Source organism: Micromonospora yongxingensis, assembly GCF_052601155.1.
This window is the reverse complement of sequence record NZ_JBQXEO010000001.1, coordinates 176,271-201,846: the sequence shown is the minus strand read 5'-3', so window position 1 is coordinate 201,846 and position 25,576 is coordinate 176,271. Positions and strand designations below refer to the sequence as shown.

Sequence of the window (25,576 nt, the reverse complement as noted above, 5' to 3'; positions counted from 1 at the left end):
GCGTGACGCAGCCTCCGTCGTACCCGACGCCGCCGGCCGGTGGGCCCCCGCCCACCGCCGGCGGCCTCGCGCCGCCCGGTCCACACCCCCGGGGGTACGCCGTGCCCCGGCAGTACCTCCACGACGGGGTCGCCCGGACGATCGTCGTTAAGGTGTCCGGGTGAGCGTGCAACCCGGCTGGTACGTGGACCCCGCCGACCCCGAGACCCGGCGGTACTGGGACGGCGAGGGTTGGCTCGGTGCGCCCATCCCCGTCGACGCCACCCCGCCGGAGGGACCACCCCCGGTCGAGCCCCCGCCCGTGCCGGTCACCCCGGCCGCCCCCACCACGCCGGCCACCCCCGGCCCGGTGGGCGCCGCGCCGGGCTGGCCGCAGCACCCCGGCCCGCAACCGGGGTACGGTCCGCAGCCTGGGCAGGGTCCGGGCTGGGGGCCGCAGGCCGGCCCACCCGGTTGGGCACCGCAGGGTGTCCCGCCGGGCTGGGTTCCGCAGGACGGCCCGCCGGGGTGGCCGGGGCGGCCGCCAGAGCCGCGCCCACACGGTCTGGAGCTGGCCGGCTACGGTCGCCGGCTGACCGCCCGGCTGATCGACTTCGGCATCGTCTTCGCACTGAACGCGGTGGTCAACGGCTGGTTCGTCTGGCGGCTGGTCGAGGAGCTGCTGCCGTACTGGCGGGAGGTGATGCGGCGAGCGCTGGAGGGCAACACCTCCACCGAAGGGCTGCCGCCGATCGGCGAGCAGGCCGGGCTTCTCCAGATCGTGATCCTGATGATCGCCACCGCCCTCTGGCTGGCGTACGAGGTGCCCGCCATGGCCGCCGGCGGGCAGACCGTCGGCAAGCGGGTGATGCGCATCCGCGCGGTGCCGCTCGCCGCCGACCAGCCGTTGGGCTTCGGCCGGGCGCTGCGCCGGTGGACCACGCTGGGCCTGCCCACCCTGCTCTGGTACTGCGCCGGGCTCGGCCTCGTGCTGCAACTGGTCGACGCGCTCTCCCCCCTCTTCGACCACCCGCTGCGTCAGGCGCTGCACGACAAGCGCGCGCAGACGGTGGTCGTCCAACTCCCCCACACCACCGGCTCCGCCGCCCCGAACGACCGCAACCAGCCCTCGGGAGACACCCCATGACCGACTCCGGACGTCAGCAGCCGGCGCTGCGGCTGACCCGCGCCGACCTGGACGCGCTGCCCAACTACGTACCGGGGCGCAGCCCCGCGGACCTCGCACGCGAGCTGGGTCTGCCGGAGGCGATCAAGCTGGCCAGCAACGAGGTGCCGTACGGGCCGCTGCCCGGCGTGGTGGAGGCGGTCACCGAGGCGATCACCGCGTCGCACCGCTACCCGGACATGGGCGTGGTGGCGCTGCGTGAGGCGCTGGCCCAGCGGTACGGCGTCGACGCCGACCGCATCGCCACCGGCTGCGGGTCGGTGGCGCTCGCCGAGCACCTGGTCCGGGCCACCTGCCTGCCGGGCGACGAGCTGCTCTACGCGTGGCGGTCGTTCGAGGCGTACCCGATCATCGCGGCGACCAGCGGCGCGACCAGCGTGCGGGTGCCCAACGACGCCGGGCACGGGCACGACCTGGCGGCGCTGGCCGCGGCGGTGACCGACCGGACCCGGATGATCCTGGTCTGCAACCCGAACAACCCCACGGGCACCGCGGTACGCCGTGCCGAGCTGGACCGGTTCCTCGATGCGGTACCGGACGACGTGCTGGTGGTCATCGACGAGGCGTACCGGGAGTTCGTCACCGACCCGGACGTGCCGGACGGGCTCGACTACCTGGACCGGCCGAACGTGGCGGTGCTGCGCACCCTGTCCAAGGCCTGGGGCCTGGCCGGGCTCCGGGTCGGTTGGCTGGTCGCCCAGCCGGTGGTCGCGGCGGCGATCCGCAAGGTGGTGACCCCGTTCTCCACCAGCACGGCTGCCCAGGCCGGCGCGCTCGCCGCGCTGACCCAGGCCGGCGAGATGGAGCGGCGGTGCGCCCTGGTCGTCGCCGAGCGGGACCGGGTGACCGAGGCGGTGCGGAAGTTCGTGCCCGACGTGCCGACCAGCCAGGCCAATTTCGTCTGGCTGCCGTTGGGCGAGCGGGCGGTGGCGTTCGGCAAGTCGTGTGAGGCGCGCGGGGTGATCGTCCGGCCGTTCCCGGGTGACGGGGTGCGGGTCACCATCGGCACCCCGGTCGAGAACGACGCGTTCCTGGTTGCCGCGGAGGCGGCGCTGACCTGACCTGTCTAGCACTCGGTCCGGTCCGCCGTCCCTTGCGGTGCGGACCGGACTGACCGGACGATCAGGCGGCCGGCATGGGCTGCCGGAACCGGACCCGTCTGCGGTACGCGAAGACCCCGAAGAGCGCCAACACCAGGCCCGACGCGACCAGGCCACCAGTGAGCACCTGCTCCGACCGGTCGCTGCTGCTCGCCGCGACGGGTGCCGGGCCGAAGGTGACCGTGCCGGTGGCGGTGCGTTTGGTCCAGCCGCTGGCCAGGGCGAGCTTCGCCGTCCAGGGTCCGTCGGGGAGCCGCCGGTCGAGCAGCACCCGGATGGCCGTCCGGCCATCCAGTGGCAGCGTCTCCGCCTCGACTTTGACCGGCCCGGCGGAGAGGCCACCCGGGCCGTCGCTGAGCCAGAGTTCACCAGCCAGATCGAGCGCCCGCTGGCCGGTGTTGCGTACCTCGACGGCCACGAACGGCGTGCCGCCGGCGTCCCGGCCGCCGGTGAGCGGGCCCACCTCGAAGCCCGACGGCGGCTCTCCGCCGGGGCCGACGGAGAGGTAGACCCGGATGCCGGCCCGGCCGATGTTCCGGACGTTCCGGCCGTCCACGCCGGACACCTCCGCCCAGATCACCGCGTACCGCTCGCCGGCCTCGGCGTCGCGCGGCACGGTGATGGTCACCAGGGCTTCGGTCTCCTCGTCCGTGGCGAGCGCCTCTTCGCCCGGCTCGACCGCGATCCAGCTGCTCAGCTCGTTCTCGGTCCGGTCCGGGGCGAACTCGAAGCCGTCGCCGCTGACACCCGCGGCGGCGGCGTAGAGGGCGATCCTGCGGTGGATCTCCGAGGAGTTCTCCACCATGATCCGGCGCTTGATGGTGGTGCCGGGTTTGACGTGGTCGACGATGTACTTGTGCGCCCGGGTGTCGTCGCGCCGGTTCACCGGGGCGTCGAGCAGCCGTATCCCCACCCCGGCGGCCGGCTCGTCCTGACTCGGTGTGACCGACGGTTGCGGGGTCCCGTGCGGCGGTGCCGCGTCGGAGGTCACGGGCACCTCGGCTTCGGGCGTCCGGGGCTCGGCGAGTGCCGGCGGCCGCTTGACGGAAGCGGACACGGGTTGCGTGACCGAGACCTCCGCCCCGGCCGCGACCAGGGCGGTAACGGCCAGGGCGATGGTGCGTACCAGGTCATGCCACCGAATGGCTGATCACTCCCGAGTAGGTGCCACCGACCGCGGTGGAGGGGACGGTGATCCGGATGTCCGGAGCCCAACTGGCGCTGTTGTTGCCGGCGCCCGACGTCTTCAGGAAGGCCACCCGGGGCACGCTCAGGTTCACCGCGTCGGCCTGGGTGGGCTGGCCGGGCACGAAGGTGCCGGTGCCGGTGGTGCTGGTGGCAGTCCCGGACCAGTACTCGACGAGCGCGGGCACGATGGTCTCCTCGGGAGTGCCGGCGCCGGTGGTGAAGGAGCCGCCGCTCACCGTTGCGGTCCAGGTGGCGGAGAGAGCGGCCCGCTGGTCGGTGACCGTCACGGTGCCGATTTCACCGGTGATGGTGGAGCCGGCGAAGACGGCGCCGAGGTTCACCGCCGCCGGGACGGTGATGTTCAGATCGGCGGTGGCGACGGTGAAGGTGACGATGGTGTCGCCGGTCGGCGCGGCCGCGGCGGGCGTCGCAAGCGCCACCACGGTGGCCGCGGCGGCGGTCAGGGCAAGAAGTGGCTTCTTCATGACTGGAAACCTAGATCGCAACGTGCAGTGAATTAGGAGGTTTACGGACAAACCACCCGTTAGGCGACGGAATGCGTGATGGTTCCGCGGTACGTGCCGGCGACGATGCCGGTCGGAATCGCCACCCGGACGGTCGGCACCCAGGCCACGGTGTTGTTGCCGTTGCCGCCGGTCTTGCGGAACGACTCCCGGATCACGTCGAGCGTGACCGCCTGGGCCGATGTGACCTGCCCAGGGACCAAGGTGCCACCGCCGGTGCTGCGCGTCGCCGGGCCCGACCAGTAGGAGATCCGACTCTTGTCGATCGTCCGCTGCGCGCCGCCCGCCCCCGTGATGAAGATGGTGGCGGAGACGGTGGCGACCCAGGTGTTCGGGTTCACCGGCCCCCGGAAGTCGCTCACCTCCACCGTGCCGAGTTGGCGGGTCAGGGTGCCGCCTGCGATGCCCGCACCCAGGTTCACCGAGGCGGGCACGGTGATGTCGACCCCGACCGTCCGCGCCAGCTCCACCGCCCGGGAGGGCGGCGCGGCGTCAGCCGGTGCGGGAGTCGCGAGAATGATGATCGCGCCCGACAGGGCCGCCAGGAGTCGCACAGTGAGACTATAGGTAACTTATGTCCGTTTTGTCGAGCGGCTGATCCGGGCAGGTCCGTCACGTCGAGGCGAGAATCAACGGCTCGGAGGTGAAGAAGTAGCGCTGGTCGTCCGCGTCGGGGTCCACCGGCCTCCGGAGCCGCTCCACCGCCAGATAGCCGTCCACCGCGTACACGGCGCCCGGCGCCCAGCCGGTGCCGTCCGAGCCGGCGTTCAAGGTGAAGCGGGATCGTTCGGCACCCGTCGCGGGATCGAGCGTGACCAGGTCGTTCCTGTCGGTCAGCAGGTGCACCCGACCGGGCTGGACGGCGATGACCCGCCCTGATCCCAGGTCCGCGCGACGCCACAGTTCGGTGCCGGTCCGCGCCGACCGGCCGACCACCGCCCCGTCGACGACCGCGATGGCCTGGTCGCCGACCAGCTCCGTGTCAGGCCGGTCCAGCGCGGGCGCGGGCGCCGGCTCGCCCGGGCCGACCAGCCAGCCTTTGCCACCGGCACCCCCGGGTGCGGCGGTACGCAGCGCCCGACACTCCGACCGGCCGCTCCGGCACCCCACCGGAGCGACGTCCAACTCGTCAGTCGCCCCTGGCGGGCGCCACCGGTTGGTCACCGTACCGGTCGTCGCGTCCCGGAACTCGACCGTTGCGGGGCCGGCGCAGGCGTCCACGCCGACCAACTGCCCGTCGGGGGTGGTGCCGACGTCACGGTGGCACTCCGCGGCCAGCGCGGTGTGCCAGAGTTCGCGCCCGCCGGCGAGATCGACCCCGCGCGCCTCACCCGAGCCGCTGACGACGAGCACGGCTCGGCCGTCCGGTGTGCGGGTGAGGTAGAGCCCGGCCGGCGCCCAGACGGTCGCGGCACCGGTTCGCCGGGAAGTGTGCTCCTCCGTCGGCACCGGGCCGTCAGCCAGCCAGGCCACCCGGCCGGTTCGCGCGTCCAGCGCGACCAACTGACCGTCGGACCACCGGCTCACCACCGTGGTGCCATCCGCCACCACCCCGGTCAGTTCGGCCGGCCAGCGCCGGTACGACCAGTACGGGGTGGTGCGGTGCCGCCCGTCGACCGGGCGGTCGGCATAGACCTGACGGTGTGCGGCGTACACCCGCAGCCGGCCGTCCACGATCAGCGGGGCGACCGGCAGCCGACCGACCACGCCGGCGGGTGGCTCGGCCAAGGCCGGGTACTCGCCCCGGGCCACCGTGCTGACCTCGGCCGGCGCGAGCACCCGGTGGACGATGACCGCGACCGCCGCGCTAACCAGCAGCGCCGCCACCACCGCCACGAGCCGTCGCCGGCCCTTCGGGAACCCCATGCCGCACCTCCGCCCGGCACCCTACCCAGCGGAACCGGCCGGACCCCGGTCAGGTCACGCCGACTGGGGTGTCGAGGTCAGGCGGCTTCGGCGGACCCGGCGGCATGGGCCGCGACGGTCAGATCCGCGAGATCACGGCGGAGTGCCACCTCGACCGCCCGGGCGGCGAGCCCGCCGAGGAGCAGGGCCACGACCCGGCCGTACGGGGCGGTCGGCACCGCTTCCTGGGTGACGGTGACCGCCGTGCAGCCGCGGCGGCGACGCCGGACCTGTCGCAGGCTCCAGGTGATCCGGTAATCCGCGCCGGCACCGGAGGAGCAGAGGACCAGCCGATGGGGGGCGAGCGCCTCCACCACCAGGAACTCCTCGGTCAGCGTGCCGCCGCCCGGCTGGGCGCGCTCCTCGCGCCACGCGGTGCCCGGCCCGAAGGGGCCGGGGGTGAGCAGCTCGACCGGGCCGGCGGCGGTCAGCCGGGAGGCGCGGCCGGGCAGGTCGGTCAGCAGACGCCACACATCGACAGCGTGCGCCTCGATGAACCCGGTAACCGCCACCGTCGACATGCCACCCTCCCGTGATCCCGACGGTACGCGGGGTGAGGGCTGGACGGGGCCCCCGGGACGGAATTTCCACCGCCCGGAGGCCACGCTGTCCATTTCGGTGGTTGCTCGGCGCCGGTCGTCGACCGGCGCCGGTCAGCGCTCGAAGCGGCCGGCCCGGATCGCTCCGATGAAGGCTGTCCATCCCGGCGGGCTGACGGCCAGTGTGGGACCGGCCTGGTCCTTGGAGTCGCGGACCGCGACCAGACCGAGGACGTCGACCAGGTTGTCCGCCACCTCCACGCAGAGCCCCTGGTCATTGGAACGGCTGCTGGTACGCCAGACCGCGCCCGCGAGATCGTGCATCGTCATCTACCTCCGTGTGCGATGGGATGCCCCACCGCTGCCGGCCAGACGACCGGCCCGTACCGCGCGGCGGGGCGACGGAATCCGGGACGATCAACGGGGAAATCCGGATCGGTGATCGCACAGCGGGTGCGATCAACAGTCCCGCCGACGAGACGGGTCTGTCGGGTGGGTGACCAACGCGGTTCCCGGCGGCCCGGTCCGTCTGGTGGCCCGGCGACTCAGCGGGCCGGGCGGACCGTTCCGGTGACCTCGCCGAGGGCGATGGTGGTGCCGTCCGGGCCGGGAGCGGTGGCGGTGATGGTCACCGTGTCGCCGTCGGCGAGGAAGGTGCGGCTCTCGTCGCCGAGCTTCACCGGCTCCGCCCCGCCCCAGGTCAGCTCCAGGAACGAGCCGACCTGCCCACGGTCCGGGCCGGAGACGGTGCCCGAGGCGTACAGGTCGCCGGTGCGCAGCGAGGCGCCGTTGACGGTGAGGTGCGCCAACTGCTGTGCCGGCGTCCAGTACATGGTGGCGAACGGCGGCTCGCTGACCCGTTCGCCGTTCCACTCGACCGCCAGCCGGAGGTCCAGCCCCACGTGGGGCACGTCGCGCAGGTAGTCGGCGACCGGCGGATCCTGGTCGGGGGCCGGTACGAAGGCGTCGGCGAGCGCGTCCAGCGGGGTCACCCAGGCCGAGACCGAGGTGGCGAAGGACTTGCCCAGGAACGGGCCGAGCGGCTGGTACTCCCACGCCTGGATGTCACGGGCCGACCAGTCGTTGACCAGCACCACCCCGAAGACGTGATCGGCGAAGTCGTCGACGGACACGGGCGTGCCCAACGGGCTGGGCACACCGACCACGAAGCCGACCTCCGCCTCGATGTCGAGGCGTACGGACGGGCCGGTGACCGGGCCTTCGGCGGAGGCGCGCTGCCCGGTCGGGCGGATCACCGGCGTGCCGGAGACCACCACCGTGCCGGCACGCCCGTGGTAGCCGATCGGCAGGTGCTTCCAGTTGGGCAGCAGCGGCGGCTGGCCCGGGCGGAAGATCTGCCCGACGTTCGACGCGTGGTGCTCGGAGGAGTAGAAGTCGACGTAGTCGGCGACCTCGACGGGAAGCAGCAGCTCCACCTCGTCCAGCGGCACCAGCAGCGGCTCCACCGCCCCCCGGTGCGCCGGGTCGGTCAGCAGCTCGGTGATCCGCTGCCGCACCGCCGTCCACTGCGGACGACCCAGCGCCATGAACTCGTTCAGGGTGGGCCGGCACAGCGCGCCGGCGGCGAGCACCAGGTCGGCGGCCTCCGCCCCGGCCAGATCGAACACCCACGACCCGATCCGCACGCCGATCCGCGGCCGGCCCCCGTCCTGCCGGAACACCCCGTACGGCAGGTTCGTCACCCCGTACGGCGAACCGTCGGCGCCGGTCACCCAGGTCATGCGTCGTAGCCCCCGTTCACCAGCCCCAGCCGGATCAGATCGGTCAGTGGTTCCAGGATGCTGCACGAGCCGAAGCCGACCCAGAGCGGGCGGGGTGCGTCCAGCCGGCCGGTCGTCCGCTCCAGCAGCGGGCGCGGGTCGGCGACGGTGAGCAGCTCCGCGACCGGGCCCGCGCCGTCGCCCTCGGCCGCCGCCAGCGTCGCGGCCAGCACGTTGGCGTAGCCGTGGTGGGTGAACCCGGTCTCCGGGTCGAGGTGCCGGACCGCCTGGTGCAGCCCCGCGGTCAGCTTGAAGGGCAGGTCGCGGTCCCGGCAGGCGCAGATCACCGCGGCCAGCTCGGCCGGGGTGGGGAAGAGTTCGGCGGCCAGCCCACCGGTGCGGAACTTGGCCGCGACCGGCACCCCGTCGGCCCGGGCGGCGGCGAGCGCGTCCAACGCGCCCATCAGCCCGAAGGTCAGCGGCAGCTCGGCGTAGACGGCCTCGACGTCCGGCAGGGAGTCGGCCACCCGCAGCAGCTCGGCGATGCCGGGCAGGGGGTCCTCGCCCCGCCGGGCGACCGCGACCTCGACCTGTCGGGCGGTGACGCCGTCCGGCGCGAGGAACGACAGCGCGAAGGGCAGGTTCCCGATGCCGGTGTCACCGATCACGCCGACCACCAGGCCCTCGCCCGGGTCGACGAGGCCGCTCAGGTCGCCGCGCGCCAGGGTCGAGGCCGGGACCAGCAGCGGGCCGACCAGGTCGGCGTACCAGGCGGTGCGGTGGCGACGGTGGGCGGCCAGCGCCTCGTGCAGCGCGGCGCTGCCCGGAGGGAAGACGGCGGCGTCGTCCACCAGGCCGTCGAGGAGTGCGGGCACCTGCGTTGACACGGAACAAGAATGTACGGGACGCTACAAGGAACGGACAACAGCGTCCGACTATCGGACGCCTCCGGCCGGTGAACGGGACATATCGGGAGGCGAGATGCCGTACTACCGCAGCGTCGGCGAGGTGCCGCGTAAGCGCCACACCCAGTTCCGCCAGCCCGACGGCAGCCTCTACGCCGAGGAGCTGATGGGCCAGGAGGGCTTCTCCTCCGACTCGTCCCTGCTCTACCACCGGCACGCGCCCACCGCGATCCTGGCCGCCGACGAGTTCACCCCACCGGAGTTCACCCGGACGCCGAACCTGCCGCTCAAGCCCCGCCACCTGCGCACCCACAAGCTCGACACCGGCGGCGCCGACCCGATCCTCGGCCGGCAGTACCTGCTCGCCAACGACGACGTCCGGATCGGGTACGTGCTCGCCGACCAGCCCTCGCCGCTGTTCCGCGACGCCACCGGCGACCACTGCCTCTACGTCGAGGCGGGCACGCTGCGGGTCGAGTCCCCGTTCGGCGTGCTGGAGGCGGTGGCCGGTGACTACGTCGTCATCCCCACCTCGACCATCCACCGGCTGGTACCCACCGGTGACGAGCCCGTCCGCCTGCTCACCATTGAGGCGTCCGGACACATCGGCCCGCCCAAGCGCTACCTCTCGGTACGCGGCCAGTTCCTGGAGCACTCGCCGTACTGCGAGCGCGACGTCCGCGGCCCGGACGCCCCGCTGCTCGTCGACGGCGAGGAGGCGGAGGTACTGGTGCGCCACCGGCGTGGTTGGACCCGTTACGTCTACGCCCACCACCCGTTCGACGTGGTCGGCTGGGACGGGCACCTCTACCCGTGGGCGTTCTCCATCCACGACTTCGAGCCCATCACCGGCCGGATCCACCAGCCCCCGCCGGTGCACCAGACCTTCCAGGGCCCCAACTTCGTCATCTGCTCGTTCGTGCCCCGCAAGGTCGACTACCACCCGGACTCGATCCCCGTGCCCTACAACCACCACAACGTCGACTCCGACGAGATGCTCTTCTACACCGGCGGCAACTACGAGGCCCGGCGCGGCTCCGGCATCGAGCAGGGCTCGATCTCCCTGCACCCGTCCGGTTTCACCCACGGCCCCCAGCCGGGTGCCGCCGAGCGCTCCATCGGCGCGGACTACTTCGACGAGTTGGCTGTCATGGTCGACACCTTCCGCCCGTTGGACCTCTGCGACGCCGCCCCCAGTTGCGAGGACGACGGCTACGCCTGGACGTGGGCACGTCGCGCCTGAGCTGGCCGGCCGCGCGCCGGGTCAGCGGATGGCGGTGCGGGTGAAGATGGCGAACTCGGCGACCGCGGTGGCGGCGACGGCCAGCACCAGCGGCCACGGCGAGCCGAAGAGCGCGTACACCAGCAGCAGCACCGGAGCGGCTCCCACCGCGTAGATCGCCAGGGCCAGCGACCGGTCCGAGTGCAGCAGCTCGGGCAGGACGGTCCGGGTCAGCCCCGGCAGCCGGGCCGCCAGTTGCCACACCACGACGCCACCGGTGAGCGCGGCGACCACGGCCAAGAGGCGGGAGAACCCGTCGTTCGCCGAGGCGGCGAACGCCACCACCACCGCGGCCACCAGCGACCAGCCCGCGCCGTAGAGCACCAGCCGGTGCAGGCCGTGGGCGATGGTCCGCCCCGAGTCCATCCGCTTCGGGCTGATCGTGGCCGCCTCGGCGAGGTGCTCCAGCGCCTCCGACCAGCGGCGCTGCTCCAGCCGGATGACGCCCACGTCGTGTCGGGCCTCGGCGAGGCGCGGGTCGAGCCGCAACGCCTCCCGGTAGGCCCGCTCGGCCAGATCGAACAGCTCCAGCCGGGCGGCGACCAGGCCGAGCACCAGGTGCGCCTGCGGCTCCTCCGGGGCCAGCTCGACCCCACGCCAGGCCGCGTTCAGCGCCGGCTGGCCGTTGCGCGCGCCGGCCAGGATCGCCGCCGCGCTGCGTTGCGCGTACGCGTCGGCCGGGCCGAGCGCGAGGATCCGGTCAGCGGTGGCGGCGGACTCGGGGTAACGCTCCAGGTCGGCCAGCGCCATGCCTCGGGCGACCAGGGCCGGGAGCGCCTCCGGTGCGGCGGCCACGGCCGCGTCGGCGGCGGTGAGCGCGTCGGCCGGCCGGCCGGCGGCCAGGTGCACCCGGGCCAGCATGGTGAGCACGTCGGGATCGTCGGGCTGCAGGGCGAGGCCGTAGGTCAGCTCCCCGGCCGCCTCGTCGTGGCGGCCGAGCTCGGCGAGAAGCTGGGCTCGCTGGAGGTAGCCGTCGGCGGCGGACTGGTCGGGGGCGGGTTCGCTGGACATCGCGGCGAGCCTAGGTGGCCGGCGCGTCGTACACCAGGGCCACCGCGATACCGGCCAGCCCTTCCTCACGGCCGGTGAAACCGAGCCCGTCGGTGGTCGCCGCGGAGAGGGTCACCGGCGCACCGACGGCAGCGGAGAGCACCTGCTGGGCCTCCTCGCGGCGTCGGCTGATCTTCGGCCGATTGCCGACCACCTGCACGGACACGTTGCCGATCTCCAAACCGGCGGCCCGCACGCGCCGAGCCGTCTCGGTCAGCAGGGCGACGCCGGTGGCGCCGGCCCACTCCGGCTGGCCCACCCCGAAGACGGAGCCGAGATCGCCCAGGCCGGCGGCGGAGAGCAGCGCGTTGCAGGCGGCGTGCGCGGCCACGTCGGCGTCCGAGTGCCCGGCCAGGCCGTCCTGGTCGGGCCAGAGCAGACCCGCCACCCAGCACGGCCGGCCAGGCTCGAAGGCGTGCACGTCGGTGCCGATGGCCACCCGGGGAACGATCATGATCAGAGGGTACGCGTCACTCGGCGGCAGCCAGCAGATGCTCCGCCAGCGCCAGGTCGAACGGACGGGTGATTTTCAGGGCGTACTCCGAGCCCGGCACGCAGCCCACCGTGACGCCCTGCTTCTCGACCAGACCGGCGTCGTCGGTGAGCGGATCACCGGCCGCGGCATGCGCGGCGGTGAGCACGGAACGGCGGAAACCCTGCGGGGTCTGCACCGCGCGCAGGGCGGATCGGTCGACGGTGCCCAGCACCACCTCGCCGGCGCCGACCTCCTTGATCGTGTCGACGACCGGCAGCACCGGGATCACCGCGTCCCGCCCGCCCCGGACCGCCGCGGCGACGGATTCGACCAGCTCGGGCGGGGTGAGCGCACGGGCGGCGTCGTGCACCAGGATGATCTCCGGGCCGGCGGGCACCGCGGCCAGCGCGGCGGCCACCGACGCCTGCCGCTCGGCGCCGCCGGGCACCACGGTCACCGGCGCCACCGCGGCGAGCAGCTCGCGCACGGCCGTCACCTCGGTCGCCGGCGCGGCCACCACGATCGTGTGCACCGAGGGCGCCGCGGCCAGCCGGCGCACGGCGTGCACGAGCAGCGGCTCGCCGGCCAGCAGGCGCAGCGCCTTGGGTCGGCCGGGGCCGAGCCGCACACCGGCACCCGCCGCAGGAACGAGGACCGCGACGTCACCGCGCGGATTGAGCTGCGCGGTCACGTCACGGTCCTCGGTTTGTTCGCTACGAAGTGGGTACGACGATGCTGTGCGGACTAGGCCTCGGTGAGCACCTTGTCGAGCAGCGTCTCCGCCTCGTCCTTGGTGCTCTTCTCGGCCAGCGCGACCTCGCCGACGAGAATGTCACGGGCCTTGGCGAGCATTCGCTTCTCACCCGCGGAAAGGCCCCGCTCCCGCTCCCGACGCCACAGGTCTCGCACGACCTCGGCAACCTTCAGCGGGTTGCCGGAGGCCAGCTTCTCCAGGTTGGCCTTGTAACGCCGCGACCAGTTGGTCGGCTCCTCGGTGTGCGGAGCCCGAAGAACGTCGAAGACCTTGCCGAGGCCTTCTTCGCCGACCACCTCACGCACACCCACGATCTCGGCGTTCTCGGCCGGCACCCGGACCGTCAGGTCACCCTGCGCAACCCTCAGGACGAGGTACTGCTTGGGCTCGCCCTTGATGACCCGAGTCTCGATTGCCTCGATGAGTGCGGCCCCGTGGTGGGGGTAAACAACGGTCTCGCCGACACTGAAAACCATAGGTTCGAAACCCCTTTCGCTGTGTCTAGGGTAACACGGTCAGGCACCGATGTCTCACCGATGTCCTGACCGTTGGCGCAGCTCAGGGGCCCTGTGAGAGGTCTTTCTTCAGCTTGACAGGCGGTCAAACCAATGGTTCGAACACGCTCCGTAACGTACGGATGACTTCCCGGTACGGGTGAACAGAACGTCGAGATCAAGGGCTATGCGCTCACCTCATGGTATCCCGCCGAGCGGAACTGCGCCCAGGTGTAGCGGGAGGTGCCCTCGTGGGGGACGCTGGAGGCAGAACCGCACTCCGCTCTCGAGACGCTGTCAGGGGGTCCGATGGGCAGGCCAGACGCAGAGGGCCAGGGGCCGTCCGAAGGGCTGCCCGACCTGCCACCCGAGTGGGGTCGCGTGGTGGTCCCCGACGACGCCTCCGCGCTCGCCGCCGAGGCGGCCGAACTCCGCCGTGAGCTGCGCCGGGCCGCCGGCCAGCCCGGCGACGGCCCCCGTGCTCTCGCCCTGCCTCTGCTGGTCCTGCTGGTGGCGCTGCTCACCACGCTGGTCGGCCTGCTCGCGGTCACCTGGCCGCGCGCCGGTCGCGGCACCGACCGCCCGACTCCCGCCCCCTACTCGCCGCCCGCCGCCCTCACCGGGCGGCCGCTGCCCGCACTCGACCTGGTCGACGCCACTCAGGCGCCGGTGCCACTGCGTGGCCTGCTGCCCGCCATGATCATCCTGTTGGACGGCTGCACCTGCCCGGAGCGGGTCGCCGAGGCGGTGAGCGCGGCACCCGCCGGGGTTTCCGTGGTCACCGTCAGCGGAGGGCGGACGGTGACGGCCCAGCCGTCGGCCGGACGGGACGTACGAGCCCTCGCCGATCCCGCCGGCGGCCTACGCGCCTTCGTGGGTCAACCGGCCCACCCCGGCAGCGCGACCGCGCTGCTGGTCGACCGTGCCGGTGTGGTGACCCGGGTGCTGCCCGAACTGGGGCCGGTCGACGCGTACCGCGCAGACCTGACCGCCCTCGCCGCCTGACCGCCCGCCTAGCGGGGCAGTGCGACGAGCTGCGCCTCGACGTCGACGGGCCGGTCGCCGACAGCCGACAGGGACACCCGGAACGGCCCGCCACCGGGCAGCACCTCGGCGGAGGCGATCATGCCGTCGCAGTCGATGCGCGGTGGGCCGGCGATTTCGGCCCCGGTGCTCGTCACCGCCATCGCGCCCGGCCGTGTGCACCGGTACTGCAGCAGATAGCGGGCGCCGTCATCGGTGGACTGCCGGGTCATGCCCTGGCCGGGGACGAGCTCCCTCTGCTCCCGCCAGATCGTCTCGCGGAACGAGGGCAGATCACCCTCGGAGAAGAGCAGTCCCGGATCGCCGTCGATGTCGGTGATCATGCCCGTCGTCGGGTCGATCATCGCTCTCGGGGCGCTCTGCACCCTGAAGCCCTCGCCCGTCTCGGGATCCACCCGCACCGTCACCCGCTCACCGGGGACGGCAGTGGCCATGACGCGCTCCAACTCCGTGCTGACGCTCGGCTCGGCTGTCGGCGGGCCGACCGGCCCGGCCACCGGAGCGGGCGCGGCGGTGCGCCACCACCAGCCGCCCACCGCCAGCGCGGCCAGGGTCACCCCGGCCAGCACCGCCGACCGCAGCCGGTCGTCCGCCGCCGCGTCCATGCGGCGAGAGTACCGGCCGGGCCGCCGGACGTTCAGCCCTGCCGATCGAGCAGAGCGGCGTACAGGGTCAGGCCGGGACCGAACGCCAGCATGACGATCCGTCGCGGCGCCGGCGTCTGACGGCTCAGCCGGTCAAGGATCAGCAGGACGGTCGGCGACGAGCAGTTGCCGTGCTCGTCGAGCGTCGCCCGGGACGCGGCCAACGCCTGCGGCGGCAGGGCCAGCTCCCGCTCGACCACGTTGAGGATCCGGGGCCCGCCCGGGTGCACCGCCCAGCCGTCCACGTCGGAGCGGCTGGTGCCGTGCCGGGCCAACAGGTCGTCGACCAGCGCACGGACGTGCCGGGAGAGCACCTGCGGGACCTTCGGCGACAACCCCATCCGGAAACCGCTGTCCGTGACGTCCCAGGTCATGTGGTCGGCGGTGGAGGTGTCGGTGACCGAGGTCAGCTCGCGCATCGCGTACCCCGAACCGCCCGGCACGACCACGGCGGCGACCGCGGCGTCCGAGAAGAGCGCGTGCGAGACGATCTGCTGGGTGTCCACCCGTGCGCTGGACGGCTGGATGTGCAGGCTGGTCAGCTCCGCGCAGAGCAGCAACGCCGGGCGACCCCGCGCGGTGACGAAGTCACTCGCCGCCCCCAGCCCCGGCAACGCCGCGTAGCAGCCCATGTGACCGATGAACATGCGCTGGGTGTCCGGGGCCATGCCGAGATCCCGGGCGAGCAGGATGTCCAGCCCCGGGGTGGCGTACCCGGTGCAGGAACAGACGATGAACAACCCCACGTCGCCGGCGCCCAGCCCGGCCGCCGTCAACGCGCGGCCGACCGCCTCCTTGCCCAGCGGCAGCGCCTCGACCTGGTAGCGACGCATCCGCCGTTCGGTCGGCCAGTCCGACACGTCCTCCAGCAGGGGGTTGACCGCGGCCTGCCGCCGCGTGACGCCCGAGTTCGCGAAGATCCGCTGGGCCAACGACCGGGTGGTGCCAGAGAAGTGCCGGGAGAAGAAGCCCTCCCACAACTCGTCCTGCAGGGCGGACGGCGGCTGTGCCGTCCCGAGCCCCGCGATCACTGGTACGGACACGATCCCCACCTCTCGTCCGACGCTGTCCTCCCCCGGGCCGTCCCACCGGCCACCGTGGCCGGCCAATCCCCCACGGCGGTCGAACCGCTGCGGCTCACCAACGCGGGGCCGATCCGTCGCGGTCCGGGTCTCCGCCGAGCGCGGCGATGCCGAGCCAGTCGGCGCAGACGTCCGACGTGGCCGGATGCAGCGAGCCACAGCGGGCGTCCCGGTAGAGCCGCTCCAACGGATGGCCGCGCCGGGTCGCCGAGGTGCCCGCCGCCTCCAGCATCGACGCCGCCACGTCGGCAGCCGTGGTGCCGGCCAGCAGCTTCGCCCGCCACACCCAGCGGTTGGTCTCCGCGTCGCCCGGCATCTCGTCCACCCGGCGGGCGGCCTCGGCCACCACCAGTTGCGCCGCCGCCGTGGCCGCGTCCGCCCGCCCCAGTCGAGCACGCACCGCTGGCAGGCCGGCCAGGTTGCGGGCGTTGAGATGCTCGGCCGCCGCGTCGATCGCCGCGCGCGCCACCCCGACGTAGACGGCCGCGTAGCTGGCCACCAGCCAGTGCGGCATCAGTTGGGCGACCACCAGCGCCAGCCCCTCCACCCCGCCGAGCAGCCGGTCCGCCGGCACCTCCACGTCCAGGTGCAGGTCGTGCGATGAGGTGGCGCGCATGCCGAGCGCGTCCCACGTCGGCTCGACGGTCAGCCCCTCCGGGCCGGCCGGAACCAGGAACTGGGACACCATCGACTGGTCGGCGGAACTGCGTGCGGCCACCAGGTAGCCGTCCGCGTGCCCGGCACCCGAGCAGAACGTCTTGCTGCCCTTGAGACGCCAGCCCCCGTCGGTCGCCTCGTAGACCGTGCTCAACTGGGAGAGCCGGGCACCGGCGCCGCGCTCGCTCATCGCGACCGCGTACCAGGAACCCTGCGCCGCGGCGGTGAGCAGCCGGTCCCGGGCGGCCAGCGCCTCGTCCGGCACACCCAGCGCCTCGGCCAGCTCCTCGGTGACCGCGCCCAGCGCACCGGTCACCGAGGCGTGCATGTTGAACACCAGGGCGGTGGCGCCGTTGCCCCGGGCAAGTTCGGTGGCCACGGCGGCGTACTCGGCGAAGCTGGCACCCAGGCCACCGAGGGCCCGGGGCACCATCAGGCCGAACAAGCCGGCCTCCCGTAGGTCATGGAAGTCCTCGACCGGGAAGGAGCCGTCCCGGTCGTACTGTGCCGCCCGCGCGGCGAACCGCGGCGCCAACCGGCGGGCCGCCTCAAGCGCGTGCACCGTCATATCGCCCCCTTCTCGGCGTCCCTTACCCCCGCCACGACCGACTATCCGTTGCGGACTCCCCGACCCTGGTACAACACGGCGGTGGAGCGGGTCGGCACGATGCGCGGTGCACGGCCGCCGGTGGCGGCGCCGGGCGTCCGGGACGCGCGTGCCCGCCGCAGCAGCCAGGCGACCAGGCCGCCAACCTGCGGGCGGATGCCGCGCAGCCGCAGTGTGACACCGTGCCGGGCGCACTCGGCCACCAACGCGCGAGCGTCCACGAACAACCGTGGATCGTGGATGCCGCGCGGCACCGTCGGCAGTCGCTCGGCGATCCGCACCGCGACCAGACGTGCCAACGCCGTGTCGTTCAGGGTGTCCAGCACCAGCAGGCCACCGGGGCGCAGCACCCGACACGCCTCGGCCACCGCGCGCCGCCAGTCCGGCACATGTTCCAGCAGCTCACCGGCGGAGACCACGTCCGCGCAGCCGTCGGTGAGCGGGATGGCGGTGACGTCGGCCTGGAGCACGCGCACCCCGTGCTCGGCGGCCTGGACCAGCGCCGAGCGGGTCAGGTCGACGCCGACGTGCCGGTATCCCTTGCCCGCCAGGTGCGGGGCGAGCAGCCCGGCACCGCAGCCCAGGTCGACCAGGAGCGCGTCGGGTCGGGTGGCCGGTGGCACCATCGCCGCGCGGGCCTCGGCGAGCCAGTGCAGCATCGCGAACGCGCCGTCCGGACGCCACCACTCCCCGGCCAGGTCGTCGTACTGGCGCGGATCGTTGCGCGGCAGCACCCGGGGGCCGGTCGACGCCGCGGCCGCAGCCACGTCTCGCATGGCTCTGAGCGTGGCACGACTGCTCGGTAACGACCAGACTTCCCTTATGTCGTCGAGGGTGTTAGGGCTGGTCAGGGCGAGCCATCCGGAACCGGGCGCGGCGGTGACCACGGTGGCCGGTCTGCTGGCCTGGGGAGTGGGGCACCGGCCGGCCGGAATCGCCTCGGTGGTGCTCGCCGTGCTGGCCAGCCAACTCGCCGTGGGCTGGACCAACGACGCGCTGGACGCCGAGCGGGACGCCACCGTGGGGCGTACCGACAAGCCGGTCGCCGCCGGCGCGGTCGGCCGGCGCACCACGGCCTGGGCCGCGGCGGTGGCCGCGGTGGCCTGTCCGCTGGTGGCGCTGACCACGAACCCCACGGCGGCGTTCTGGCTTACCGTCGCCCTGGTCTCCGCGCTGCTCTACGACTGGCCGCTCAAGGCCACGGTCCTCTCGGTGCTGCCGTACGCGGTCTCCTTCGGCGCGCTGCCCGCCTTCGTGGTGCTGGCACTACCGGGCGAACCGGCCCCGCCGGCCTGGCTGGTGACGGCGGGCGCCTGCCTGGGCGCCGGCGCGCACTTCGCCAACGTGCTGCCCGACCTGGCCGACGACGCGCGCACCGGCGTGCGCGGCCTGCCACACCGGCTGGGCGCGACCGGCAGCCGGGTGGCGGCCGCCGGGCTCCTCCTCGCGGCGACCGCGGCCCTGGTCCTCGGGCCACCCGGGCCGCCCTCGGCGGTCGGTCTGGCGGCGATCGGCACGGCCGCCGTGGTGCCGCCACTGAGCTGGTACGCCGGACGCTCGGCGGTCCGGTCCGGCCGGCGGCCGGTGGCGGCCTTCCGGGCGGTGCTGCTGGTGGCCCTCATCGACGTGGTCCTGCTGGTGGCGAGCGGTCGGGTGGTGTGACCGGCGCCCGGGAAGGTGGCATTGCCGGGTCCGCGTGCGGGCCTCGATCAGCTCCAACTACCCTGGAGCGCGGTCTGCGCGGGTATGGCCACCGTGCCCGGCGTGCGGCCGGGTGGGGATCGTGACGAGGAGGACCGACGTGACGCGCTCGATCAGGGGATCCCGGCGGGCGGCCCTGCTGCTGTCCGGGATTGCGGCGGCGACCAGCCTGCTGGCGTCCGGGTGCGGCGCCGGCCAGATCGCCGAGACCGCCAACAAGGAGCCGTCGGTCCAGGGCGTCAACCTCTCGGCCGGCAACGGGGCCTTCGCGGTGCGTGGCCTGCTCGTCGACTACCCCGGCACCGAGGGCTACAAGGCCGGGCAGGACGCCCTGCTCAACGCCGTGATCTACAACGACTCGAGGGACACGGTGACGGTAACCGTCACCACCGAGAGCGCCCGCGAGGTCGTGATCAGCGGCGGTTCGGCCAGCCCGTCGCCGTCCGCCTCCGCGTCGGCCAGCCCGTCCGAGTCCGGCTCGCCCAGCCCGTCGACCTCCGGGTCCGGCTCGGCCAGCCCGTCGGCGACCCCGTCCGAGACCGGGTCGTCCTCGGCCACCCCGTCCGCCCCGGAGTCGGCACGGGCGTCGGGCTCGGCCAGCCCCTCCGCCCCGGGTCAGCCCGCCCGGATCGAGCTGGCGCCGCTGAGCTACCTCCAGCTCAACTCCGAGGCCACCCAGCAGCTCCGGCTGATCGGCCTGACCGAGGAGCTGCGCTCCGGCCAGAACGTCTTCGTGACCTTCGACTTCGGTAACGGCAACACGGTGACCGGGCCCGCGCCGATCGCGGTGCCGCTCACCCCGGCGGCACCCCCGTCGCCGATCATCGAGCGCGAGGGCGGCTACGAGGGTCAGGAAGAGGGTGGCTCCGGCCACGGCTGACCGACCCCGGCATCGACGAACACCCCGGCGTGGTGACCACCACGCCGGGGTGTTTTCGTCGTACGCGAGGGCTAGCGTCCTGATGTGACCACCTCCCGATCGGCCGCTCCGCGCGGCGGCACGGCCAGTGGCGCCCGCGGCCGGTCCACAGCCCGCGAGCCCCGTCCGGCCTACGAGTGCGACGCCTGCGGCCACCAGCCGCCCAAGTGGGTGGGGCGTTGCCCGGAATGCGGCGAGTGGGGCTCGGTGGTCGAGAGCACGGTGACCGGTCCGACCGTGTCCGGTCGGGTGGTCAGCTCCCGGCTGCCGGCCGAGCCGGCCCGGCCGATCGCCACCATCAGCGCGGCGCCGGCCCGCGCCCGGCCCACCGGGGTGAGCGAGCTCGACCGGGTGCTCGGCGGCGGCCTGGTTCCGGGCGCGGTGGTGCTGCTCGCCGGTGAGCCCGGCGTCGGCAAGTCGACCCTGCTGCTGGATGTGGCGCAGCAGTGGGCCGCCGGCTCCGGCACCCCCTCGCTGGTCGTCAGCGGGGAAGAGTCGGTCAGCCAGGTGCGGTTGCGCGCCGAGCGGATGGGCACCCTGCACGACCAGCTCTACCTCGCCGCGGAGAGCGACCTGGCGGCGGTGCTGGGGCACCTCGACGCGGTCAAGCCCGGCCTGCTGGTGCTCGACTCGGTGCAGACCATCTCGACCACCGGCACCGAGGGCGTGCCCGGTGGGGTGACCCAGGTCCGCGCGGTCACCGCCGCGCTGGTCTCGGTCGCCAAGGAGCGGGGCATCGCCACCGTGCTGGTCGGGCACGTCACCAAGGACGGCCAGGTGGCCGGCCCCCGGGTGCTGGAGCACCTGGTCGACGTGGTGCTGCACTTCGAGGGTGACAAGCACTCCTCGCTGCGGCTGGTGCGCGGCGTCAAGAACCGGTTCGGCGCGGCCGACGAGGTCGGCTGCTTCGAGATGCACGAGGGCGGCATCAGCAGCCTGGCCGACCCGTCCGGGCTGTTCCTGACCCGCTACTCCGAGCCGGTGCCGGGCACCTGCGTGACCGTCGCGATGGAGGGGCGTCGGGCCCTGGTCACCGAGGTGCAGGCGCTGATCGGCGCGACGGTGGCCGGCTCCCCCCGGCGCACGGTCTCCGGCCTCGACTCGGCCCGGCTGGCGATGGTGCTCGCGGTGCTGCAACGCCGCACCGAGCGGCTGACCCTGCACGACCGGGAGGTCTTCGCCGCCACCGTGGGCGGCATCCGGGTGGTGGAGCCGGCGGCCGACCTGGCGGTCGCGCTGGCGGTCGCCTCCGGGGGGCTCAACCTCGCCATCGCGCCGCACCTGGTGGCGATCGGCGAGGTGGGGCTGACCGGCGAGGTGCGCCGGGTCGGGGCGGTGCCGCGCCGGCTGGCCGAGGCGGCCCGGCTGGGGTTCAAGGTGGCCCTGGTCCCGCCCGGTTGCGGCCCGGCCAGCACCGGCGCCGGCCCCGAGCAGATGCGGGTGACCGAGGTCACGGACGTGCGTTCGGCCCTGCACCATGCGGCCCGCGCGTCCGCCGAGTGACCCACCGTGTCGACGGGGACGGCGATACCGGACAGCACGCCCCAAGCGGGAAACGGTTCGAAGGGCGGCATCGTGACACATCACAGTAACCACGACAGCACCCACCGCACGGCAGTCCGTAGACTGTGCCCGTGCCGATCGACCGCGATACCACCAAGCCTGCCGGCGCGCCGCCTCACGCCCGCACCGGTGGCGTGGGCTCGCCCGCCCGTCCGATCAGCGTGAGCGTGACGGCGGGTGCCGCCGGAAGCGCCGGGGATCCGCTGCGGGCCAACCTCGCCCTGATGGCACCCGGCACCGCGCTGCGCGACGGGTTGGAGCGCATCCTGCGCGGCCGCACGGGCGCGCTCATCGTGCTCGGTTACGACAAGGTCGTCGAGGGCCTGTGCACCGGCGGCTTCCCCCTGGACGTGGAGTTCTCCGCGACCCGGGTGCGGGAGCTGTGCAAGATGGACGGCGCAGTGGTGCTCTCCAGCGACGGCACCAGGATCGTCCGGGCGGCGGTGCACCTGATGCCCGATCCGTCCATCCCGACGGAGGAGTCCGGCACCCGCCACCGCACCGCCGAGCGGGTGGCCCGGCAGACCGGCTACCCGGTCATCTCGGTCAGCCAGTCCATGCGGATCATCAGCCTCTACGTCAACGGCCAGCGGCACGTGCTCGACGACTCGGCGGCCATCCTCTCCCGGGCCAACCAGGCGCTGGCCACCCTGGAGCGCTACAAGCTCCGGCTGGACGAGGTCTCCGGCACGCTCTCCGCTCTGGAGATCGAGGACCTCGTCACCGTGCGGGACGCCGTGGCCGTCGTGCAGCGGCTGGAGATGGTCCGCCGGATCGCCGACGAGATCGCCGGTTACGTGGTCGAGCTGGGCACCGACGGCCGACTGCTCGCGCTCCAGCTCGACGAGCTGATGGCCGGCGTGGACGCCGACCGGACGCTGGTCATCCGGGATTACCTCCCGGTCGGCCGCAAGTCCCGCACCCTGGACGAGGCGCTGGTCGAGCTTGACCTGCTGGGTGCCACCGAGCTGATCGACCTGGTGTCGGTTGCCAAGGCGATCGGTTACCCCGCCGCATCGGACGCGCTGGACGCCGCGGTCAGCCCCCGTGGCTTCCGACTGCTGGCCAAGGTGCCCCGCCTGCCGGTGGCCGTGGTCGACCGCCTGGTGGTGCATTTCGGCAGCCTCCAGCGGCTGCTGGGTGCGACGGTGGAGGATCTGCAGGCCGTCGAGGGGGTCGGCGACGCCCGCGCCCGGGGCGTCCGCGAGGGGCTGTCCCGGCTCGCCGAGGCATCCATCCTGGAGCGGTACGTCTGACCCGGCTCAGCCGGTGATGGTGATCTTCGCCGGTGCGCTCAGCTTGGTGCCGACCCGGGCGAACACCTGGTACGTCCCGGCCGGCGGGAAAGGCCCGGCGGCCAGCCCGTTGCTGTCGCACCGGCTGGTGTCCCGGCCGTTCCAGCCCACCTGGTAGGCCCGCTCGAAGTTGGGCGTGAAGGACTGCACGTCCGACCCCTGCACCTTGCCGCAGGTGTCCGACGACCAGATCTTCTCGGCACCGGACTTGATGAAGATCTCCTGGAGGTCGGCGCCGACGTTGCGGCTGCACGTCCGCTCCGCCGTGTTTTTGATCTTGAGCTGGAGGTCGACGACCGCTCCGCGCTGCACCGAGGTGGGCTGCGCCACCGAGGTCACGGTGATCTCCGCGTCGGTGCAGGTGCCGTCGTCCACCGACCCGGCGGCGCCCGGCGGCGGCACGTTGCTGGTGATCTCGGGGGTGGGCTCCCCCGCGGCCGGATCGGCCGACCGGGACGCCGGCGGAGCCCCGCTCTGCGGCGTCAACACCGACTCACCGGGCCCCGGGGCCGCGGCGGACGTCGACGCCGACGTCGGTGTCGCCCCTGCCTGCGGTCGGCCGCCGGAGCGGCCCGAACCCGTGCAGGAATAGAGCAGGACAATCAGGAAGAGAAGCCCCGCTCCGAGTACGACGGCGCGACGCCGCCAGTACACGGCGGGTGGCAGGGGGCCGACCGTCAGACGCATGATGCCTCCCACCGTAGCGGCGCGGCACCCGGCAGCCCGGCGCGACGCGCCGGAGCGCCACCGGCTCGACCGGTCGACTCTCCAATCAGGACGGACAGTTCGATGGTCCAGCGCCGGGTCAGAGGTAGACCTTGCGCTGGTAGACGGCGTGCGCGCCGGCCACCCGGTCCAGGAACAGCAGCCCGGCGCAGTGGTCGATCTCGTGCTGCAACGCCCGCGCCTCGAAGCCGTCGGTCACCAGCCGGACCGCCTCCCCGGTCCCCGGCAGGTCACCCTCCACCACCAGTCGGCTGGCACGCTTCACGTCCCCGGTCAGGTCCGGCACCGACATGCACCCCTCCCGGCCCGGCTTCCACCGCGTCGCCTCGACCACCCGCGCGTTGCAGAGCACGAAGGTGCCGTGCACGGTCACCGCCTTCGGATGCCCGGTCACATCGACCGCGAAGACCCGGGCACCCACTCCGATCTGCGGTGCGGCCAGACCCACGCAGCCCGGCGAGACCCGCATCGTGGCCACCAGGTCGGCGGCCAGCCGGACGGTCTCCCCCGCGGTCGGGTCGACCTCGCCGCCGGCCCTGCTCAGCACCGGGTGGGGGGCCGACACCACCGGCCGCACCTCGCCCGGCACCGCCAGCGACTCCGGCGTCCAGTCACCCAGACCGGCGTACGTGCCGACCTCCCGGCCCGTGTCCGCCCCGCTCCGCCCGCCCGTCACAGCAGGTCCGGGTCCGCCGGCCGGAGGGTGACCTCCACGCCCAGCTCGGTGGCCGTCCGGTGCAGCCGGTTGGTCAACGTGTCGGCCACGCCGGGCGGCAACTCGACCTCCGCCAGCACCACGTAGAGCGAGCCGGCCAACCGGGTGCTCAGGTCGGTGACGTTCCCGCCGGCGTCCACCAGCACCCGGGTCATGGCCGCGACGATGCCCATCCGGTCCGACCCGTGCACGGCCATCACGTACGGCTCGCCCGCCGGCGGCACCTCCCCGTCCGGGGTGACGGCGCGTACCGTCGCCAACAGCTGGCCCTCGGCGGCCAGCGGCGCCAGCGCCGCCTCGACCTCGGCGGTGGCCGGGCCGGTGCAGATGAGGGTCATCGCGAAATGCCCCCGTAGGCGGGTCATCGTGCTGTCGGTGAGATTCGCGCCCAGTCGGGCCAGCACCTCCGCGACGTCGGCCACGATGCCCGGCCGGTCCCGGCCGATGACGGTGATCGCGAGCTCGTTCATCCGCGCATTCTGCCCGATCCGTCCGCCGCCGCAGCGACACACCGCCCGAGCCGCCCATCCAGCGGGAATGCACCGCGTGACATCATCGACGACGCGATGACTCAACCCGATTTCGCCACCGTGGTCAGCCGGTGGTACCAACAGCACGCCCGTGACCTGCCCTGGCGCGAACCCGGAGTCAGCCCGTGGGCCATCCTGGTCAGCGAGGTCATGCTCCAGCAGACACCGGTGGTCCGGGTGGTGCCGGCCTGGCAGGCGTGGCTGGCACGCTGGCCGGACCCGGCTGCGCTCGCGGCCGACAGCCCGGCCGAGGCGATCCGGATGTGGGGACGCCTCGGGTACCCCCGACGGGCGGTCAGGCTGCGGGAGTGTGCGGTCGCGATCGTGGACCGGCACGGCGGCCAGGTGCCGGACCGGCTGGAGCAGCTTCTGGCACTGCCGGGAGTCGGCACGTACACGGCGCGGGCGGTGGCCGCGTTCGCGTACGGGCAGCGGCACCCCGTGGTCGACACGAACGTGCGACGGGTGGTCTGCCGGGCGGTGGCCGGCGAAGCCGACGCCGGGCCGGTGACCCGGCCGGCCGACCTGGTCGCCACCGAGGAGCTTCTCCCGCTCGATCCGCCAGCGGCGGCGCTCGCCAGCGCGGCGTTCATGGAGCTGGGAGCGGTCATCTGCACGGCCAGATCGCCCCGCTGCGCGGCCTGCCCGGTCGAGTCGATCTGCGCGTGGAGGGCCTCCGGGCAGGAGGCACCGGCCGGACCCACCCGTCGCCCGCAGCGGTACGCGGGCACCGACCGGCAGGTACGCGGGCTGCTGCTCGGCGTACTCCGGGAGGCCACCGGACCGGTCGGGCACCAGCGGCTGGACCAGGTCTGGACCGACGATGTGCAGCGCGCCCGTGCCCTGGCCGGCCTGGTGCAGGACGGGCTGGTGGAGCCCGCCGGGGTCGACAGTTTCCGCCTGGTCGGCGACGGCCCGTCGATGCCCGTCCCCGACCTCACCGCCTGACCCGCGCCCCGTCCTTCGGTGGTGGCGAAAAGGCGGGGCCCCG

29 protein-coding genes are annotated in these 25,576 nt (G+C 73.7%); 10 read left to right on the top strand and 19 right to left on the bottom strand.

Annotated elements, in window-relative coordinates:
* Positions 1-2 precede the first annotated feature (2 nt).
* Genes ACTWLT_RS00935 through hisC form a run of 3 tightly spaced genes read left to right on the top strand, consistent with a single transcriptional unit; the run spans position 3 to position 2,226 of the window.
* On the top strand, positions 3-164 hold the full coding sequence (locus ACTWLT_RS00935) for a hypothetical protein (protein ID WP_445316748.1): 162 nt from the start codon (positions 3-5) through the stop codon (positions 162-164).
* Entirely contained in the window at positions 161-1,126 is a 966-nt protein-coding gene (locus ACTWLT_RS00930; protein ID WP_445316747.1) for an RDD family protein, read from the top strand. The genes ACTWLT_RS00935 and ACTWLT_RS00930 overlap by 4 nt, the downstream gene beginning before the upstream one ends.
* Positions 1,123-2,226, top strand: a complete 1,104-nt coding sequence (gene hisC / locus ACTWLT_RS00925) for a histidinol-phosphate transaminase (RefSeq protein WP_252417293.1) — start codon at positions 1,123-1,125, stop codon at positions 2,224-2,226. Before ACTWLT_RS00930 ends, hisC begins: the two co-directional genes overlap by 4 nt.
* 61 nt (positions 2,227-2,287) lie before the next feature.
* On the opposite strand, the gene ACTWLT_RS00920 is transcribed toward hisC, so the two are convergent.
* The 8 genes from ACTWLT_RS00920 to ACTWLT_RS00885 all read right to left on the bottom strand — a co-directional run bounded on the left by ACTWLT_RS00920 (position 2,288) and on the right by ACTWLT_RS00885 (position 9,029).
* Positions 2,288-3,256 (bottom strand): hypothetical protein, encoded by a 969-nt coding sequence (locus tag ACTWLT_RS00920; protein ID WP_445316746.1) that lies wholly within the window; start codon positions 3,254-3,256, stop codon positions 2,288-2,290.
* A 139-nt stretch (positions 3,257-3,395) separates the two neighbouring features.
* Positions 3,396-3,938, bottom strand: coding sequence for a hypothetical protein (locus tag ACTWLT_RS00915; RefSeq protein WP_445316745.1), 543 nt, complete (start codon positions 3,936-3,938; stop codon positions 3,396-3,398).
* 59 nt (positions 3,939-3,997) lie between these two features.
* The gene (locus tag ACTWLT_RS00910) at positions 3,998-4,531 is read right to left on the bottom strand and encodes a hypothetical protein (protein ID WP_445316744.1); all 534 of its coding nucleotides are present in this window, start codon (positions 4,529-4,531) and stop codon (positions 3,998-4,000) included.
* Positions 4,532-4,589: 58 nt separating this feature from the next.
* Complete coding sequence (locus ACTWLT_RS00905; RefSeq protein WP_445316743.1) at positions 4,590-5,843, bottom strand: outer membrane protein assembly factor BamB family protein; 1,254 nt, start codon at positions 5,841-5,843, stop codon at positions 4,590-4,592.
* Between the two features lie 77 nt (positions 5,844-5,920).
* Positions 5,921-6,403: an SRPBCC family protein gene (locus ACTWLT_RS00900; protein ID WP_252417295.1), complete on the bottom strand. Its 483-nt coding sequence runs from the start codon at positions 6,401-6,403 to the stop codon at positions 5,921-5,923.
* Positions 6,404-6,535: 132 nt separating this feature from the next.
* Positions 6,536-6,745: a DUF397 domain-containing protein gene (locus tag ACTWLT_RS00895; protein ID WP_252417480.1), complete on the bottom strand. Its 210-nt coding sequence runs from the start codon at positions 6,743-6,745 to the stop codon at positions 6,536-6,538.
* 221 nt (positions 6,746-6,966) lie between these two features.
* Positions 6,967-8,163 carry a fumarylacetoacetase gene (gene fahA, locus ACTWLT_RS00890; protein ID WP_445316742.1) on the bottom strand — a complete coding sequence of 399 codons (1,197 nt, stop codon included), beginning with the start codon at positions 8,161-8,163 and terminating at the stop codon, positions 6,967-6,969.
* Positions 8,160-9,029 (bottom strand): hypothetical protein, encoded by an 870-nt coding sequence (locus ACTWLT_RS00885; protein WP_445316741.1) that lies wholly within the window; start codon positions 9,027-9,029, stop codon positions 8,160-8,162. Before ACTWLT_RS00885 ends, fahA begins: the two co-directional genes overlap by 4 nt.
* A gap of 94 nt (positions 9,030-9,123) precedes the next feature.
* On the opposite strand from ACTWLT_RS00885, the gene ACTWLT_RS00880 reads away from it, so the two are divergent.
* Positions 9,124-10,290 carry a homogentisate 1,2-dioxygenase gene (locus ACTWLT_RS00880; RefSeq protein WP_445316740.1) on the top strand — a complete coding sequence of 389 codons (1,167 nt, stop codon included), beginning with the start codon at positions 9,124-9,126 and terminating at the stop codon, positions 10,288-10,290.
* 21 nt (positions 10,291-10,311) lie between these two features.
* Here ACTWLT_RS00880 and ACTWLT_RS00875 read toward each other — a convergent pair whose 3' ends face one another.
* The 4 genes from ACTWLT_RS00875 to ACTWLT_RS00860 are packed head-to-tail and all read right to left on the bottom strand — an operon-like array spanning position 10,312 to position 13,084.
* Positions 10,312-11,340 carry a tetratricopeptide repeat protein gene (locus ACTWLT_RS00875; RefSeq protein WP_445316739.1) on the bottom strand — a complete coding sequence of 343 codons (1,029 nt, stop codon included), beginning with the start codon at positions 11,338-11,340 and terminating at the stop codon, positions 10,312-10,314.
* 10 nt (positions 11,341-11,350) lie between these two features.
* The gene (gene ispF / locus ACTWLT_RS00870; protein ID WP_252417481.1) at positions 11,351-11,836 is read right to left on the bottom strand and encodes a 2-C-methyl-D-erythritol 2,4-cyclodiphosphate synthase; all 486 of its coding nucleotides are present in this window, start codon (positions 11,834-11,836) and stop codon (positions 11,351-11,353) included.
* A 13-nt stretch (positions 11,837-11,849) separates the two neighbouring features.
* Positions 11,850-12,545, bottom strand: coding sequence for a 2-C-methyl-D-erythritol 4-phosphate cytidylyltransferase (gene ispD / locus ACTWLT_RS00865; protein WP_252417301.1), 696 nt, complete (start codon positions 12,543-12,545; stop codon positions 11,850-11,852).
* A 53-nt stretch (positions 12,546-12,598) separates the two neighbouring features.
* A complete protein-coding gene (locus tag ACTWLT_RS00860) occupies positions 12,599-13,084 on the bottom strand; it encodes a CarD family transcriptional regulator (RefSeq protein ID WP_007073334.1) in 486 nt (161 codons plus the stop codon).
* A gap of 327 nt (positions 13,085-13,411) precedes the next feature.
* On the opposite strand from ACTWLT_RS00860, the gene ACTWLT_RS00855 reads away from it, so the two are divergent.
* Positions 13,412-14,107, top strand: a complete 696-nt coding sequence (locus ACTWLT_RS00855) for a hypothetical protein (protein ID WP_445316738.1) — start codon at positions 13,412-13,414, stop codon at positions 14,105-14,107.
* Positions 14,108-14,115: 8 nt separating this feature from the next.
* Here ACTWLT_RS00855 and ACTWLT_RS00850 read toward each other — a convergent pair whose 3' ends face one another.
* From ACTWLT_RS00850 to ACTWLT_RS00835, 4 genes are all read right to left on the bottom strand, one after another.
* Positions 14,116-14,751 carry a flagellar basal body-associated FliL family protein gene (locus ACTWLT_RS00850; protein ID WP_445316737.1) on the bottom strand — a complete coding sequence of 212 codons (636 nt, stop codon included), beginning with the start codon at positions 14,749-14,751 and terminating at the stop codon, positions 14,116-14,118.
* 32 nt (positions 14,752-14,783) lie between these two features.
* Positions 14,784-15,833: a type III polyketide synthase gene (locus ACTWLT_RS00845; protein WP_445316736.1), complete on the bottom strand. Its 1,050-nt coding sequence runs from the start codon at positions 15,831-15,833 to the stop codon at positions 14,784-14,786.
* Between the two features lie 94 nt (positions 15,834-15,927).
* Complete coding sequence (locus ACTWLT_RS00840) at positions 15,928-17,097, bottom strand: acyl-CoA dehydrogenase family protein (RefSeq protein ID WP_445316735.1); 1,170 nt, start codon at positions 17,095-17,097, stop codon at positions 15,928-15,930.
* Positions 17,098-17,138: 41 nt separating this feature from the next.
* Positions 17,139-17,912, bottom strand: a complete 774-nt coding sequence (locus tag ACTWLT_RS00835; protein ID WP_445316734.1) for a class I SAM-dependent methyltransferase — start codon at positions 17,910-17,912, stop codon at positions 17,139-17,141.
* Positions 17,913-17,958: 46 nt separating this feature from the next.
* Here ACTWLT_RS00835 and ACTWLT_RS00830 point away from each other — a divergent pair, with 46 nt between their 5' ends.
* The 4 genes from ACTWLT_RS00830 (at position 17,959) to disA (ending at position 22,575) form a co-directional block, all read left to right on the top strand.
* Positions 17,959-18,798 (top strand): UbiA family prenyltransferase, encoded by an 840-nt coding sequence (locus ACTWLT_RS00830; RefSeq protein ID WP_445316733.1) that lies wholly within the window; start codon positions 17,959-17,961, stop codon positions 18,796-18,798.
* Positions 18,799-18,937: 139 nt separating this feature from the next.
* Positions 18,938-19,717, top strand: a complete 780-nt coding sequence (locus ACTWLT_RS00825) for a hypothetical protein (RefSeq protein ID WP_445316732.1) — start codon at positions 18,938-18,940, stop codon at positions 19,715-19,717.
* 84 nt (positions 19,718-19,801) lie between these two features.
* A complete protein-coding gene (radA, locus tag ACTWLT_RS00820) occupies positions 19,802-21,259 on the top strand; it encodes a DNA repair protein RadA (RefSeq protein WP_252417309.1) in 1,458 nt (485 codons plus the stop codon).
* Positions 21,260-21,390: 131 nt separating this feature from the next.
* Entirely contained in the window at positions 21,391-22,575 is a 1,185-nt protein-coding gene (disA, locus tag ACTWLT_RS00815) for a DNA integrity scanning diadenylate cyclase DisA (RefSeq protein ID WP_252417311.1), read from the top strand.
* A 6-nt stretch (positions 22,576-22,581) separates the two neighbouring features.
* Here the strand turns inward: disA and ACTWLT_RS00810 are convergent, their stop codons facing one another.
* The 3 genes from ACTWLT_RS00810 to ACTWLT_RS00800 form a co-directional block, all read right to left on the bottom strand.
* A complete protein-coding gene (locus ACTWLT_RS00810; protein WP_445316731.1) occupies positions 22,582-23,301 on the bottom strand; it encodes a hypothetical protein in 720 nt (239 codons plus the stop codon).
* Positions 23,302-23,419: 118 nt separating this feature from the next.
* The gene (locus ACTWLT_RS00805; protein WP_445316730.1) at positions 23,420-24,016 is read right to left on the bottom strand and encodes a peptide deformylase; all 597 of its coding nucleotides are present in this window, start codon (positions 24,014-24,016) and stop codon (positions 23,420-23,422) included.
* The gene (locus tag ACTWLT_RS00800) at positions 24,013-24,525 is read right to left on the bottom strand and encodes a glycine cleavage system transcriptional repressor (RefSeq protein WP_445316729.1); all 513 of its coding nucleotides are present in this window, start codon (positions 24,523-24,525) and stop codon (positions 24,013-24,015) included. The genes ACTWLT_RS00805 and ACTWLT_RS00800 overlap by 4 nt, the downstream gene beginning before the upstream one ends.
* A gap of 96 nt (positions 24,526-24,621) precedes the next feature.
* On the opposite strand from ACTWLT_RS00800, the gene ACTWLT_RS00795 reads away from it, so the two are divergent.
* Positions 24,622-25,533 carry an iron-sulfur binding domain-containing protein gene (locus tag ACTWLT_RS00795; RefSeq protein WP_445316728.1) on the top strand — a complete coding sequence of 304 codons (912 nt, stop codon included), beginning with the start codon at positions 24,622-24,624 and terminating at the stop codon, positions 25,531-25,533.
* The last annotated feature ends 43 nt before the right edge of the window (positions 25,534-25,576 follow it).